The organism is Mycobacterium montefiorense, assembly GCF_003112775.1.
GTDB classification, from domain to species: Bacteria; Actinomycetota; Actinomycetes; order Mycobacteriales; family Mycobacteriaceae; genus Mycobacterium; species Mycobacterium montefiorense.
This window is the reverse complement of record NZ_BFCH01000014.1, coordinates 47,212-61,762: the sequence shown is the minus strand read 5'-3', so window position 1 is coordinate 61,762 and position 14,551 is coordinate 47,212. Positions and strand designations below refer to the sequence as shown.

The window sequence follows — 14,551 nt, the reverse complement described above, 5'->3', positions numbered from 1 at the left end:
CCGAAGCCCCCCTTGCCCCTGCCTGCCGAGGGCGACGAGGTACAGGTGCTGCGCGGCGCCGCCGCAGCCGTCGTCAAGAACATGTCCGCATCGCTGGACGTGCCGACGGCGACCAGCGTCCGTGCCGTCCCGGCGAAGCTGATGATCGACAACCGGATCGTCATCAACAACCAACTCAAGCGCACTCGCGGCGGCAAGATTTCCTTCACGCATCTGCTGGGCTATGCGCTGGTGCAGGGGGTCAAGAAGTTCCCCAACATGAACCGGCACTACGCCGAGGTCGACGGAAAACCCAACGCGGTCACCCCGGCGCACACCAATCTCGGTCTGGCCATTGACCTTCAGGGCAACTACGGCAAACGCTCCCTGGTGGTAGCCGGCATCAGGGGCTGCGAAACAATGCGGTTCGCCGAATTCGTCTCCGCCTACGAAGACATCGTGCGCCGCGCCCGCGATGGCAAGCTGACCGCCGAAGACTTTGGTGGAGTCACGATTTCGTTGACCAACCCGGGCACCATCGGCACCGTGCACTCGGTGCCGCGGCTGATGGCCGGCCAGGGCGCAATCATCGGTGTGGGCGCGATGGAATACCCCGCCGAGTTCCAGGGCGCCAGCGAGGAACGCATCGCCGAGCTGGGCATCGGCAAGCTGATAACCCTGACCTCGACCTACGACCACCGCATCATCCAGGGCGCGGAGTCCGGCGACTTCCTGCGCACCATCCACGAGATGCTGCTCTCGGATGCGTTCTGGGACGACATCTTCCGCGAGCTGGGTAACCCGTACCTGCCGGTGCGGTGGAGCACCGACAACCCGGACTCGATCGTCGACAAGAACGCCCGCGTGATGGAACTGATCGCGGCCTACCGCAACCGCGGACATCTGATGGCCGACATCGATCCACTGCGGTTGGACACCAGCCGATTCCGCAGCCATCCCGACCTCGAAATCCTCAATCATGGCCTGACACTGTGGGATCTCGATCGGGTGTTCAAGGTCAACGGGTTCGCCGGTTGCGAATACAAGAAACTGCGCGACGTGCTGGGCCTGCTGCGCGACGCGTACTGCCGGCACATCGGCGTGGAATACACCCACATCCTCGAGCCCGAACAACAGCGATGGCTCGAAGAGCGAGTCGAGACAAAGCACGTCAAACCGACGGTGGGTGAACAGAAGTACATCCTGTCCAAGCTCAACGCCGCCGAGGCCTTCGAAACCTTCCTGCAGACCAAATACGTTGGGCAGAAGCGCTTCTCGCTGGAAGGCGCCGAAAGTCAGATCCCCCTGATGGATGCGGCGATCGACCAGTGTGCCGAGCACGGCCTGGACGAAGTGGTCATCGCGATGCCGCACCGCGGCCGGCTCAACGTACTAGCCAACATCGTGGGCAAGCCCTACTCGCAGATTTTCAGCGAGTTCGAGGGCAACCTCAACCCGTCACAGGCGCACGGGTCCGGCGACGTCAAGTATCACCTCGGCGCCACCGGCGTGTATCTGCAGATGTTCGGCGACAACGACATTGCGGTCTCGCTGACCGCCAACCCGTCGCACCTGGAAGCCGTCGACCCGGTGCTGGAGGGATTGGTCCGGGCCAAGCAGGACCTGCTGGACAAGGGCGACAGCGACGACGGCTTCTCGGTCGTGCCGCTGATGTTGCACGGCGACGCCGCATTCGCCGGCCAGGGTGTGGTCGCCGAGACGCTGAACCTGGCCCTGCTGCCCGGTTATCGCGTGGGCGGCACCATTCACGTGATCGTGAACAACCAGATCGGCTTCACCACCGCGCCGGAGTACTCCCGATCCAGCAAGTACTGCACGGACGTCGCCAAGATGATCGGCGCCCCGATCTTCCACGTCAACGGCGACGACCCGGAAGCGTGCGTGTGGGTGGCTCGGCTGGCCGTGGACTTCCGCCAGACATTCCGCAAGGACGTGGTCATCGATATGCTCTGCTACCGCCGTCGCGGGCACAACGAAGGCGACGACCCGTCGATGACCAACCCCTACATGTACGACGTCGTCGACACCAAGCGCGGGGCCCGTAAGAGCTACACCGAAGCCTTGATCGGCCGCGGTGACATCTCGATGAAGGAAGCCGAGGACGCGCTGCGCGACTACCAGGGCCAACTCGAGCAGGTGTTCAACGAAGTCCGCGAGGTGGAAAAGCACGGCGCGCTGCCAAGCGAATCGGTGGAGGCCGACCAGCTGGTGCCCGCGGGGCTTGCCACCGCTGTCGACAAGTCGCTGCTGGCCCGGATCGGCGACGCATTCCTTTCCGCCCCAGAAGGTTTCACCGTGCACCCACGCGTGCAGCCGGTGCTCGAGAAGCGCCGTGAGATGGCCTACGAGGGCAAGATCGACTGGGCGTTCGGCGAGCTGCTGGCACTGGGAACCCTGGTCGCCGAGGGCAAGCTGATCCGGCTGTCGGGACAAGACACCCGCCGCGGCACCTTCTCGCAACGGCATTCGGTGATCATCGATCGCCGCAACTGCGAGGAGTTCACGCCGCTGCAGCTGCTGGCGACCAACAAAGACGGCACCCCGACCGGGGGCAAGTTCCTGGTCTACGACTCACCGCTGTCCGAGTACGCCGCGGTGGGCTTCGAGTACGGCTACACCGTGGGCAACCCGGACGCACTTGTGTTGTGGGAGGGGCAGTTCGGCGACTTCGTCAACGGCGCGCAGTCGATCATCGACGAATTCATCAGCTCCGGCGAGGCCAAGTGGGGGCAGTTGTCCAACGTGGTGCTGTTACTGCCGCACGGCCATGAAGGCCAGGGTCCCGACCACACCTCCGGCCGGATCGAACGCTTCCTGCAGCTGTGGGCCGAGGGTTCGATGACGATCGCGGTGCCGTCTACCCCGTCCAACTATTTCCACCTGCTGCGCCGGCACGCGCTAGACGGCATCCAGCGCCCGCTGATCGTCTTCACTCCGAAGTCGATGCTGCGCAACAAGGCAGCGGTCAGCGACATCAGGGATTTCACCGAGATCAAGTTCCGCTCGGTGCTGGAGGAACCCACCTACGAAGACGGCATCGGCGATCGCAGCAAGGTCCGCAGAGTCCTGCTGACCAGCGGCAAGATCTACTACGAGCTGGTAGCCCGCAAGGCCAAGGACAACCGCGACGATGTCGCGATTGTGCGCATCGAGCAGCTGGCGCCGCTGCCCAAACGCCGATTGGCCGAGACGCTGGACCGCTACCCGGAGGCCAACGAGTTCTTCTGGGTGCAAGAAGAGCCGGCCAACCAGGGCGCCTGGCCCCGCTTCGGCCTGGAGCTGCCCGAGTTGCTGCCGGAAAAGTTGACCGGGATCAAGCGCATCTCCCGACGCGCCATGTCGGCCCCCTCCTCGGGATCGTCGAAGGTGCACGCCGTCGAGCAACAGGAAATACTCGACACCGCGTTCGGCTGAGGTTCGTCAGTCCGCCCGCTGGACCTTTGCTGGCACCGGCTAACCTCGACGCACGGGGCGGACTTGAGGAAGGTTGTCTATGAAGAAGTTCGCCGGCAAGGTCGCGGTGGTCACGGGCGCGGGTTCGGGAATCGGCCAGGCGCTGGCCGTCGAACTCGCCCGCTCGGGTGCCAGCGTCGCGATCAGCGACGTTGACGCCGAGGGCCTGGCCCAGACCGAGCAACAGCTCAAGGCCATCGGGGTGCCGGTCAAGGCCGATCGGCTCGACGTGACCGAGCGCGAAGCCTTCCAGGCCTACGCCGACGCGGTCAACGAGCACTTCGGCAAGGTCAATCAGATCTACAACAACGCGGGGCTGACCCACATCGGCACCCTCGAGTTCAGCGACTTCAAGGACGTTGAACGGGTGATGGACGTCGACTTCTGGGGAGTCGTCAACGGCACCAAGGCCTTTCTCCCCCACCTGATTGCCTCCGGGGACGGCCACGTCATCAATATCTCCAGCGTGCTCGGTGTGATCGCCTTGCCGGGTCAGGTCGGCTATGTCTCGGCGAAATTCGCCGTCCGCGGCTTCACCGAGGCGCTGCACCAGGAGATGGTGGTGGCCGGACACCCAGTCGGGGTGACCGTGGTGCACCCGGGCGGCGTCAAGACGTCTTTCGGGACCAACGCCGAGATCGCCGAGGGCATGGGACTCTCCCAGGACGAGATCTTGGAAAACTTCGACCAGCAGATTGCCAAGACCACTGCCGAACAGGCCGCCCGCATCATCTTGGCTGCGGTGGGCAAGAACAGGGCCCGGGTGCTGATCGGCTCGGATGCCAAATCCGCAGACCTGATGGTCCGGGTGTTCGGTGGGCGATATCCCGAACTGATGTTCGGTGGGTCCACGCTGCTGGCCCGGTTGGCGACCTGGGTGCGGCGGTTGCTGACGCCCAAGAGCTGATCGACCGGGCACCCTGCCGCTATCCGAGACCGCCGGTACCGGTAACCTTGAGGCAATTGTGGACACGAGGGAGAGTGCACATGCAGGGGTTCGCTGGCAAGGTCGCGGTGGTCACGGGCGCGGGTTCGGGAATCGGCCAGGCGCTGGCCGTCGAACTCGCCCGCTCGGGTGCCAGCGTCGCAATCAGTGACGTCAACACCGAGGGACTGGCACAGACCGAGGAACAGCTGAAAGCAATCGGGGCGCCGTACCTATGCGACCGACTCGACGTGACCGAACGCGAGGCCTTCCTGGCCTACGCTGACGCGGTCAACGCCCACTTCGGCAAGGTGAACCAGATCTACAACAACGCCGGCATCGCGTTCACCGGCGACATCGAGGTCAGCCAATTCAAGGACATCGAACGGGTGATGGACGTCGACTTCTGGGGAGTCGTCAACGGCACCAAGGCATTTCTGCCGCACCTGATCGCTTCCGGTGACGGCCACGTCGTCAACGTGTCGAGTGTGTTCGGGCTGTTCGCCGTGCCGAGTCAGGCGGCGTACAACGCGGCCAAGTTCGCGGTCCGCGGCTTCACCGAAGCGCTGCGCCAGGAGATGTTCGTGGCCGGCCACCCGGTGAAGGTGACCACGGTGCACCCGGGCGGCGTCAAGACCGGGATCGCGCGCAACGCCACCGTCGCCGAAGGACTCGATGCGGCCGAACTGGCCAAGGTATTCGACAAGCGGATGGCCAGCACCACTGCAGAGAAGGCCGCGCGCGTCATCTTGGAGGGGGTTCGCAAGAACAAGGCCCGGGTGCTGGTCGGCACGGACGCCAAGGTGCTGGATGCGCTGGTGCGGCTGATGGGCCCGGCTTATCAGCGGCTGTTTGGAACCGTCACACACCGGCTCACTTCGTTCAGCAACCGCTAGGTCCCTCAGCGGCCCAGCGGGTGTTCGGCGAGCCACCCGCCGGCGACCGCCAATGCATCGGCGCCTGCCGCGACTTGGCGGCGCATGTCAGCTAACGCCGCGGTGTCCAGCACACCCGCTACTTCGTTGATCGCCAGCACCTGCCGATCGCTCAGCACATTGCGGCGGTAGAGCGGCACCACATTCTCCGCCCGGATCAGCGCGGGTGTGCCGTCGGCCAGTGGCACCAGATCACCCGGCATCGCGGGGTCGGCCGTGGTAGTCCATCCCGCCGTCAGCTGTCCGGCCCGCACTGCCGCGAACATCGTTGTGCTATCCGGGAATTCGCGCGGGGCGGGCAGCCGGCAGGTGCCCACCAGCGACGGCGCTTGACGGCCGGTAACGATACCGACGGTCAGCCCGCCGCAGTGTTTTCCCAGCGTGGAAAGATCCGCGCTGCGATCCTGACCACCCCAGGCCTTGGCGGTGGGTTGCGCGACCAGCAGGACGGGTTTGTCCTCGGCGGCCGTCGTGTAGTCGCCGGCGGCGATACCTTCGGGCAGTGCCGACACCATCGCACGGTAGACCGGCGCATCGGAGGTCGCCGTCGCGCCGGGCTGCAAGGTCTGCAAGGTCTGGCCGGTAAAAGCCGGCGTGACGGTGAAGGCGCCGGAGTCCAGTTGCGCCATCGGGTCGTCGCCGCTCTGAGCTTGCGCGGCGAAACCGTACGATCGCAGCGCCGCGAGGTACACGCCGGTCAGCAGCCTCGACATGGCGTCATCGCGGGAACCGACCACCAGGGCGGGGGCGCCACGATGGTCGCCGGTGCCGGCCGCACAGCCGGCGCACAACGGGGCAGCGAGCAGAAACGCCGCGAGCCTGCCGATTTTCACTCCGTGCTGTTCGCAGCCCGCGCCACGGCTTGCGCCACTGCCTCACCGACGCCTGGGTCCAGTGGGCTGGGCACGATCCGGTCGGGTGCCAGGTCGTCGCTCACGACGGAGAAGATCGCCTCGGCCGCGGCCACCATCATCTTTTCGGTGATCCGCCGCGCCCCGGCATCCAGCGCGCCGCGGAACACCCCGGGGAACGCCAGGACATTGTTGATCTGGTTGGGGAAGTCGCTGCGGCCGGTGGCCACCACTGCGGCGTACTTGGCCGCGACGTCGGGCGCGATCTCCGGGTCCGGGTTGGACAGCGCGAACACAACGCAATCGGACGCCATCGTGGCGATGAGCTCCTCGGGGACCACGCCGGCCGACACCCCGAGAAAGACGTCGGCTTCCTTCAGCGCTTCCACCATGCCGCCGGTCAGACCGCGCGGATTACTGCTGCGCGCCAGATCGGTCTTGACGATGTTCATGTCGTTGCGGCCGGTGTGCAGGATGCCCTGCGAGTCGAGCACCGTGATGTCCGAAACGCCCATTGCGAGAAGAAGTTTCGAGCAGGCAACGCCCGCTGCCCCGGCACCCGAGACCACTACTCGCATCGAGCCCATGTCGCGGCCCAGCAGCTTGCTGGCGCCCATCAGCGCGGCCAGCACGACAATCGCGGTGCCGTGCTGGTCGTCGTGCATCACCGGGCAGTCCAGCGCCTCGATGACCCGCCGTTCGATCTCGAAGCAGCGGGGCGCCGAGATGTCTTCGAGGTTTACCGCGCCGAACGTCGGCCGCAGCCGCACCAGCGTCTCGACGATCTCGTCGGGCTCCTTGGTGTCCAGCACGATCGGGATCGCGTCTAGATCGGCGAACTGCTTGAACAGCGCGCTCTTGCCCTCCATCACCGGCAGCGCCGCGGCCGGTCCGATGTCACCCAGGCCCAGGACGGCGCTGCCGTCGCTGACGACGGCCACCAGCCGGTTCGCCCACGTATAGCGGTCGGCCAGAGTGTGGTCCGCGGCGATCGCCCGACTGACCTGTGCGACACCCGGCGTATAGGCAATCGACAATGCGCGCTGCGTGTCCAGCGGAGCCTTCATCTCGACCGAAAGCTTCCCGCCTACATGGGCCTCGAAGATCTCGTCGTCCCCGATGACGATCTGTGACGGCACGATTTCGGACACGGGCCCAGGGTACTTACTACCCATTAGTAGCCCTAATCGACTGCCTCAGATCAGCTTCAGTTCCGTGACGGCGGCGCGCTCGTCGACCAGCTCGGCGGTGGTCTTGTCGATGCGGCCGCGGGAGAACTCGTCGATCTCCAGCCCCTGCACGATCGACCAGTTGCCATCCTTGGTGGTCACCGGGAACGACGACACGATTCCCTCCGGGACGCCGTAGGAGCCGTCGGAGAGGACCGCCATCGACACCCAGTCATCCTTCGGGCTGCCCAGCAGCCAGGAGCGGGCGGCATCGACGGTCGCCGACGCGGCCGACGCGGCCGAGGAGGCGCCGCGTGCGTCGATGATCGCCGCACCGCGCTTGGCGACCGTGGGGATGAAGTCGTTCTCGATCCAGTTCTGGTCGTTGACGACCTCGACCGCGTTCTTGCCGCCGACCTCAGCATGGAAGATGTCGGGGTACTGCGTGGCCGAGTGGTTGCCCCAGATCGTCACCTTCTTGATGTCGGTGACGTCGGCGCCGGTCTTGCGGGCCAGCTGCGAGATCGCCCGGTTGTGGTCCAGGCGGGTCAGCGCGGAGAACCGCTCCGTGGGGATGTCGGGGGCGTTGCTCAGCGCGATCAGCGCGTTCGTGTTGGCCGGGTTGCCGGTCACTCCGATGCGGACGTCGTCGGCGGCGACCGAGTTCAGCGCCTTGCCCTGCGCGGTGAAGATCGCGCCGTTGGCCTCCAGCAGGTCACCGCGTTCCATGCCCGGGCCACGCGGCCGCGCACCGACCAGCAGGGCCAGGTTGACGCCGTCGAAGATCTTGTTCGCGTCCGCGCCGATCTCGACACCCGACAGCAGCGGGAACGCGCAGTCATCGAGCTCCATCACGACGCCCTCGAGCGCCTTGAGCGCGGGCTCGATCTCGAGCAGCCGCAGCTCGATCGGGCGGTCGGGCCCCAGCAGCGAGCCGGATGCCAGGCGGAACAGCAGGCTGTAGCCGATCTGGCCGGCAGCGCCGGTGACGGCCACCTTGAGTGGACTTGCGCTCACGTCGGTTTACTCCTTATGGAGAAGGTCAAGCGGTCGCCCACGAAACTAGCGCACCGCTGGCCGCGCGAAATCTCCGGTCCGAATTCGCCGCGGCGCACCGGGCAACCGTTGCCGGCCGCTGGCCGCGCCATTTCACGCCGTGTTTTACCTGCACGCGTAGCATGAGCACCGCTCTGCGGTGACCTGCGGTGCGATAGGAGGTTGAGGTGTTCGAGGGTTTCGACGCATTGCCGGAAGCGCTTCGGACGATCGCGCACGAGCCGCAACCACAACCCGCTCCCGAACCCCCCGCACCCCACGAGGCCCTGGTCGACTGCGCCGTCTACGTCGGAGGTAACCGGCTGCCCGGCAAGTTCAGCTACCCGGCCGCATGCAGCAAAGTGCACCAGATCGAGATGCTGGGGCACGACGCCTTCGTTTGGGTCGGCTTGCACGAGCCGAACGAGGCCCAGATGAAAGAGGTGGCGGACGTTTTCGGCTTGCACCCGCTGGCCGTTGAAGACGCGGTGTGCGCACATCAGCGACCCAAGCTGGAGCGCTACGACGACACGCTGGTGCTGGTGCTCAAGACGGTCAAATACGTCCCACACGAGTCGGTCGCGCTGGCGCGAGAGATTGTGGAAAGCGGCGAGGTGATGGTCTTCGTCGGCAAGGACTTCGTGGTCACCGTCCGCCACGGCGAGCACAGTGGGCTGGCCGAAGTGCGCAAGAGCATGGAAGCCGATGGTGAGCAGCTGCGACTGGGGCCGTTCGCGGTGATGCACGCGATCGCCGACTACGTCGTGGACCACTACCTCGAGGTGACCCGGCTGATGGAGGGCGATATCGACAGCATCGAGGAGGTGGCGTTCGCCCCGGGCCGCAAGCTCGACGTCGAACCGATCTACCTGCTCAAACGTGAGGTCGTCGAGCTACGCCGCTGCGTCAACCCGCTGTCTGCGGCATTCCATCGAATGCAGATGGAGAACAAGGATCTGATCTCCAAGGAGGTGCGGCGCTACCTGCGCGATGTCGGCGACCACCAGTCCGAGGCCGCGGACCAGATCGCCAGCTACGACGACATGCTCAACTCGCTGATCCAGGCGGCGTTGGCGCGCGTCGGCATGCAGCAGAACAATGACATGCGCAAGATGGCGGCCTGGGCCGGTATCGCGGCGTTGCCCACCGCGGTCGCCGCGATCTACGGGATGAACTTTCATTTCATGCCCGAGCTGGACTGGACGTGGGGCTACCCGGGGGTCATGGCCCTGATGACCCTGGCTTGTTTGGTCCTGTACTTCCAATTCCGCAGGAACAACTGGCTTTAGCCACATTGAGTGTGCGGCCTTGGCTCAGTTAGGTTGTGCCGCACGACGGTTCGGATCCAGCACGTCGACACCGTCGCTCTCCCAGGCCTGCCGCATCGCGTCGGCGCCTTTGAGCCGCACCCACGCCGCCTCGGTCGCGGTGATCGGAGTCGCCGAGAGAAACACCACCGGGTCGCACGGCGGCTGTAGCGACAGGTCCGGAATATCGCTGTCGCTCAACAGAACAGCGGTGAACGGCACTCGTCGCGACGGCCAGGACCACAGTGGCGACCCGAGGTCTACCAGCGCGCCGGGGGCAAGCACCACACCGTCGACAGCCGGCGAGGCCGCCAGCATCGCCAGGCTGCGGGCGATTCCGGTGGCCGGGCCGGGATCTCGCAGGCACAGCGCGACTTCGGCACGCGGGCCGCGCAACGGGTCGACGATGATTTCGCTGGGATCACCCATCGGATGCCGCGAGCACCCCAGCGACACGTACTGCACCACTGAGTCGGTGGCACGGAATCTCAGCATCTCGATCGGTTCGGTACCCAGAAATGTCACGCTCGCCGAATCGGGCTCACCCCACGCCCCCTCACCCGCCTTGGCGAAGTAGTCGCGCAGGTGTGCCCTTACCTGGTCCAGGATTTGTGTCACTGCGCGGCTTGCGCCCCGGCGATGGTCAGGTTCACCCCGGAGTCGGCGTCGAAGACCGCGAGTTTCCCGGTGTCGAAAGCCAATTCGACGGACTCGCCGATGACGGCTTTCGACTCGGCGGGAACCCTTGCCACGAACTGGTTTTCGGCCACCTCCGACTCGGCGGCCAGCTCGTCGAGCTGGACGGAATGGACGTCGCATCCCGCGGTGGTGAAGTACACGTACTTGTCGGCCCCGAGCGATTCGACCAGGTCGACCTTCACCTGGAAGGTTGTCGCCGCGATGCGCTGGAAGCCGTCGATCAAACCGGCATCCAGCAGATGTTCGGGCCGCACCCCGACGATGACGCTCTCGGGCTTCGGATGCGCGGCGATCACCTCCTGGACATCCGGGCTCAGCATCACCTCGCCGAACGGCAGCGTCAGACCGTTCGGCGTCAGTGTGCCGGGGAAGAAGTTCATTGGAGGCGAGCCGATGAACCCCGCCACGAAGAGATTCGCCGGACGCGCGTAGAGCTCCGCGGGGGTTCCGATCTGCTGGGCGACGCCGCCGTGCATCACCACCACGCGATCACCCAGCGTCATCGCCTCGGTCTGGTCGTGGGTGACGTAGACCGTGGTGGTGCCCAACCGGCGCTGCAGCCGGGCGATCTCGCCGCGCATCTGCACGCGCAGCTTGGCGTCCAGGTTGGATAGCGGCTCGTCCATCAAGAACGCCTTGGGATGACGCACGATGGCGCGGCCCATCGCGACCCGCTGACGCTGCCCACCGGACAACTGAGAGGGTTTGCGGTCCAGGAGTTCGCTGAGGTCAAGGATTTTGGCGGTTTCGGCGACCTTCTGCGCGATGTCGGCCTTCGGCATCTTCGCCAGGGTCAGCGGGAAGGCGATGTTCTGCCGAACCGTCATGTGCGGATACAGCGCGTAGGACTGGAACACCATCGCGATGTCGCGGTCCTTGGGCGCCTTCTCGTTGACTCGTTCACCGTCGATTCGCAATTCGCCCGACGAGATATCTTCAAGTCCGGCAATCATATTCAGCGTGGTGGTCTTGCCGCAGCCGGACGGGCCGACCAGGATCAGGAATTCACCGTCGGCGATGGTGAGGTTCAGGTCCTGCACCGCCGTATGACCGTTGGGGTAACTCTTGTTCACGTGTTCCAGCACAATATCGGCCATCGCGCTATCCCTTCACGGCGCCTGAGGTCAACCCGGCGACAATCCGTCGTTGAAAGATTAGAACAAACACGATGATCGGAACCGTAATCACGATGGCACCGGCCGCGATCGATCCGGTTGGTTCCTCGAATTGCGAACTGCCTCCGAAATTCGCAATCGCCACCGGCGCCGTGATCGCCGCCTTGGTGGCAGTCAGCGACAACGCCAGCAGCAGGTCGTTCCAGGCGAATATGAATACCAGGATCGCCGCAGTGACCAATCCGGGCGCCGCCAGCGGGACGACGATCTTTCGGAAGGCCTGCGCCGGGGTGGCGCCGTCCATCTTGGCCGCCTTCTCCAGATCCCACGGGATCTCCCGGAAGAAAGCCGACAACGTGTAAATGGCAAGGGGCAAAGCAAAGGTGATGTAGGGCAGAATCAGCCCGGGCCAGGTATCGAAAAGCCCAATCCAGCGTTCGATTTCGAACAACGGCGTCACCAAAGAGATCGCCGGGAACATGGTAATCAGCAGGGTCGAACCAATCAGCAGTCGCTTGCCGGGAAAGTTCAGCCGGGCGATCGCATAGGCCGCCATCGCGCCCAGCAGCACCGCGATACCGGTGGCGATCAACGCGATCCCGATGGAGTTGATCAGCGCCGAGGCAAACAAGTCGCCACGGAAGATACCGCGATAGTTTTCCAGTGTCACCGCCGACGGAATCAGCTTGCCGTCCTTGACAGTTGACGTCGGCTTGAGCGACAGGCTGAGAATCCAGAGCACCGGCAGCAGGGCGTACACCACGACCGAGGTATTGATGACGGCCCACATCGCCGTGCGCCGTGCGCCCGTCAACTCAGCGTCCATCTACGTCACCACCCGGTGCCGCGGCACCGAATACCTTGATGAAGATCAGCGCGATGATGCCGACGCAGAGAAAGATCAGCACGCTGATCGCCGAGCCCAGCCCAACGTCGAAGCCTTCGAAAAGGTTGTCGTAGCCCAGGATCGACACCGACCCGGTGTTGTTGTTGCCCTCGGTCAGCACGTAGATGTTGTCGAAGATGCGGAAGGCGTCCAGGGTCCGGAATAGCAGCGCGACCACGACCGCCGGCTTGATGATCGGCAACATGATTCTGGTCAGCCGCCGCCAGGCACTGGCCCCGTCGACCTGCGCAGCTTTCAGCAAATCCTCTGGGACCAGCGCTAATCCGGCGAGCAACAACAGGGACATGAACGGCGTCGTCTTCCAGACTTCGGCGATGACGACAATGCCCAACGACGGAATCTGCTCGGTGAGCGGCGCGCTGCCTTGTGGCAGCAGGTTGGCCAGATAGCCGGTGCCCGGCGTCCAGGCGTAGTACCAACTGTAGGAAGCGACCACCGTCACGATGCCGTACGGCACCAGCACCGCGGTGCGAACCAGGCCCCTGCCGAACAGGGTGTGGTGCATCGCCAGCGCCAGCGTCAGGCCCAGCACGAACTCGATCGACACCGAAACCACCGTGATGGCCAGCGTCACCGCCAGCGCCGTCCACCAATACCGGTCGGTCAGGACCGTTTGGTAATTGCCCAGTCCAATGAACCTGGTGTCGTTCGGGGTGGCTAAGTTGTTGTGCTGCAGACTCAGCCAGATGGAGTAGGCGATCGGATAAGCCGTCACCGCCACCATGAGCGTTGCCGCCGGCGCGACGAGGATGAAGGCCAGTCGCTGCTCGGGCGGACGGTTCCAGAATCGGGGCACCGTGGTACTCACGGCAATAGCCCTTTACCGTCGATGGCCTTGCGCACCTGCGTGGTCAGTTCGTCGGCCGTGCGCTCGGGGTCGATGTCGGTGATGGGGCTCAATGTGGTCGCCAGCCGGATCCCCACCGCCTGGTAGGCCGGCGTCACGGGACGCACCGCGGCATCGGTCAGCTGCTGGCGAATGATGGTGTACATCGGATACTTCGCCTGGAATTGCGGGTCGGAGTAGAGCGACGTCCGCACCGCGGGCAGACCGCCGTCGATCGAAATGTACTTCTGATTCTGCAGGCTGCGCAGGCATCTGATCGCTTCGAACGCTTCAGCTTTATGACGGCTCGTGCTGGCCACCGCCAGGTTCAGTCCCCCGATCGTCACCTTGGCCGGCCGGCCCGGCACCACAGGGGGGTAAGGCGCGAAGCCGAACACCGACAGGGCGGCCTGATACGCGATGCGGAACTGCTCGTCGTTGGGCACGAAAGTCCCGAACTGGTTGACGCTGCCGGCCAGCGCCGGATTGCGGTTGAGCGGAAGGAAGTTCACACCACCCTTGACCGCGTTCTGAAGCATCGACGCCAGCACATACGGCCAGTTGACTTCCAGTGCGGCTCTGCCCTGTTCGACCGCCAGCCGCGCCGTGCTCTCGTCGGTGCGGGTGATCGACGGGTCGGCTCCCGGCGCGGTGGCCACCGACTTGAGGATTCGCAGCGCGTTGACGGTGGCGGCCCGGTGCGCGGGAGTGTCGGTCAGGGTGACGTGCTGGCCGTCTTCGGAGAGCACCTGGCCACCGGCGCTGACCAGCAGCGTGTTGAACCACACCACCAAACCCTCGCCCTGATTGGCCTGCACGGCGATCCAGCTGGGCTGTCCGGCGGCGTGCAAGCGGGCCGCCTCGGCGACCATGTCATTCCAGTCGTGCGGCGGTTGATGCACCAAATCTGATCGATACCAAAGCAATTGGGTGTTGGTGGTGAGGGGCGCGCCGTAGAGTTTGTGCTTCCAGCCGGCGGTCGCAAGCGGACCCGGCAAAGTGTCGACGGCCACGTCGGCCTCCGCCCGTCCGGCCGGATCGTCGGAGAGCGGTAGCACCCAGCCCGCTTCGGCGAACTCCGCGGTCCAGATGACGTCCAGCGACATCACGTCCAGCGTGCGGTCATGACCGGCGAGCCGGCGGGCGTATTGCAGCCGTTGCGCACCAGGGGCTCTGGGAAGACTGACGTGTGCGACGGTGTACCGGCCACCGGAGTTTTGACTGCAGCGCCGGGCAACTTCGGCGAACGTCGCCCCATCGGCCGCCGGGGAGTAGAAGGTGATCACCAGCCCGGTGTTCACCGCCCCGCAAGCCGGCAGCATCGACACG

General features: G+C 65.1%; 12 protein-coding genes. 4 read left to right on the top strand and 8 right to left on the bottom strand.

What is annotated here, in order from left to right; all coding sequences use genetic code 11:
• The 3 genes from DB708_RS09700 to DB708_RS09690 form a co-directional block, all read left to right on the top strand.
• Positions 1-3,414: multifunctional oxoglutarate decarboxylase/oxoglutarate dehydrogenase thiamine pyrophosphate-binding subunit/dihydrolipoyllysine-residue succinyltransferase subunit (locus DB708_RS09700; RefSeq protein ID WP_201263479.1), on the top strand; the 3,414-nt coding region annotated here is incomplete at its 5' end.
• Between the two features lie 79 nt (positions 3,415-3,493).
• Positions 3,494-4,360: an SDR family NAD(P)-dependent oxidoreductase gene (locus tag DB708_RS09695; RefSeq protein ID WP_108921739.1), complete on the top strand. Its 867-nt coding sequence runs from the start codon at positions 3,494-3,496 to the stop codon at positions 4,358-4,360.
• Between the two features lie 80 nt (positions 4,361-4,440).
• Entirely contained in the window at positions 4,441-5,274 is an 834-nt protein-coding gene (locus DB708_RS09690; RefSeq protein ID WP_108921738.1) for an SDR family NAD(P)-dependent oxidoreductase, read from the top strand.
• Positions 5,275-5,279: 5 nt separating this feature from the next.
• Here the strand turns inward: DB708_RS09690 and DB708_RS09685 are convergent, their stop codons facing one another.
• The 3 genes from DB708_RS09685 to DB708_RS09675 are packed head-to-tail and all read right to left on the bottom strand — an operon-like array spanning position 5,280 to position 8,350.
• Positions 5,280-6,146: a glycine betaine ABC transporter substrate-binding protein gene (locus tag DB708_RS09685; RefSeq protein WP_108921737.1), complete on the bottom strand. Its 867-nt coding sequence runs from the start codon at positions 6,144-6,146 to the stop codon at positions 5,280-5,282.
• Positions 6,143-7,315 (bottom strand): NAD(P)-dependent malic enzyme, encoded by a 1,173-nt coding sequence (locus DB708_RS09680; protein ID WP_235616708.1) that lies wholly within the window; start codon positions 7,313-7,315, stop codon positions 6,143-6,145. Before DB708_RS09680 ends, DB708_RS09685 begins: the two co-directional genes overlap by 4 nt.
• Before the next feature lie 45 nt (positions 7,316-7,360).
• Complete coding sequence (locus DB708_RS09675) at positions 7,361-8,350, bottom strand: malate dehydrogenase (RefSeq protein WP_108921735.1); 990 nt, start codon at positions 8,348-8,350, stop codon at positions 7,361-7,363.
• A gap of 206 nt (positions 8,351-8,556) precedes the next feature.
• On the opposite strand from DB708_RS09675, the gene corA reads away from it, so the two are divergent.
• A complete protein-coding gene (corA, locus tag DB708_RS09670; RefSeq protein WP_108921734.1) occupies positions 8,557-9,657 on the top strand; it encodes a magnesium/cobalt transporter CorA in 1,101 nt (366 codons plus the stop codon).
• A 24-nt stretch (positions 9,658-9,681) separates the two neighbouring features.
• On the opposite strand, the gene DB708_RS09665 is transcribed toward corA, so the two are convergent.
• From DB708_RS09665 to DB708_RS09645, 5 genes are read right to left on the bottom strand one after another with little or no spacing between them, the layout of a single operon-like run.
• Positions 9,682-10,293: a suppressor of fused domain protein gene (locus DB708_RS09665; protein ID WP_108921733.1), complete on the bottom strand. Its 612-nt coding sequence runs from the start codon at positions 10,291-10,293 to the stop codon at positions 9,682-9,684.
• On the bottom strand, positions 10,290-11,471 hold the full coding sequence (locus DB708_RS09660; protein ID WP_108921732.1) for an ABC transporter ATP-binding protein: 1,182 nt from the start codon (positions 11,469-11,471) through the stop codon (positions 10,290-10,292). Before DB708_RS09660 ends, DB708_RS09665 begins: the two co-directional genes overlap by 4 nt.
• 4 nt (positions 11,472-11,475) lie before the next feature.
• Complete coding sequence (locus tag DB708_RS09655) at positions 11,476-12,315, bottom strand: carbohydrate ABC transporter permease (protein ID WP_108921731.1); 840 nt, start codon at positions 12,313-12,315, stop codon at positions 11,476-11,478.
• Positions 12,305-13,204 carry a carbohydrate ABC transporter permease gene (locus DB708_RS09650; protein ID WP_235616707.1) on the bottom strand — a complete coding sequence of 300 codons (900 nt, stop codon included), beginning with the start codon at positions 13,202-13,204 and terminating at the stop codon, positions 12,305-12,307. The genes DB708_RS09655 and DB708_RS09650 overlap by 11 nt, the downstream gene beginning before the upstream one ends.
• Positions 13,201-14,544, bottom strand: coding sequence for an extracellular solute-binding protein (locus DB708_RS09645; protein ID WP_409347581.1), 1,344 nt, complete (start codon positions 14,542-14,544; stop codon positions 13,201-13,203). Before DB708_RS09645 ends, DB708_RS09650 begins: the two co-directional genes overlap by 4 nt.
• Between the last annotated feature and the right edge of the window lie 7 nt (positions 14,545-14,551).

Excerpts from the sequence above, each read along its gene's own strand:
- DB708_RS09695 (WP_108921739.1), top strand. The coding sequence starts at position 3,494 with ATGAAGAAGTTCGCCGGCAAGGTCGCGGTGGTCACGGGCGCGGGTTCG.
- DB708_RS09690 (WP_108921738.1), top strand. The coding sequence starts at position 4,441 with ATGCAGGGGTTCGCTGGCAAGGTCGCGGTGGTCACGGGCGCGGGTTCG.
- DB708_RS09660 (WP_108921732.1), bottom strand. The coding sequence starts at position 11,471 with ATGGCCGATATTGTGCTGGAACACGTGAACAAGAGTTACCCCAACGGT.
- DB708_RS09655 (WP_108921731.1), bottom strand. The coding sequence starts at position 12,315 with ATGGACGCTGAGTTGACGGGCGCACGGCGCACGGCGATGTGGGCCGTC.
- DB708_RS09645 (WP_409347581.1), bottom strand. The coding sequence starts at position 14,544 with ATGCTGCCGGCTTGCGGGGCGGTGAACACCGGGCTGGTGATCACCTTC.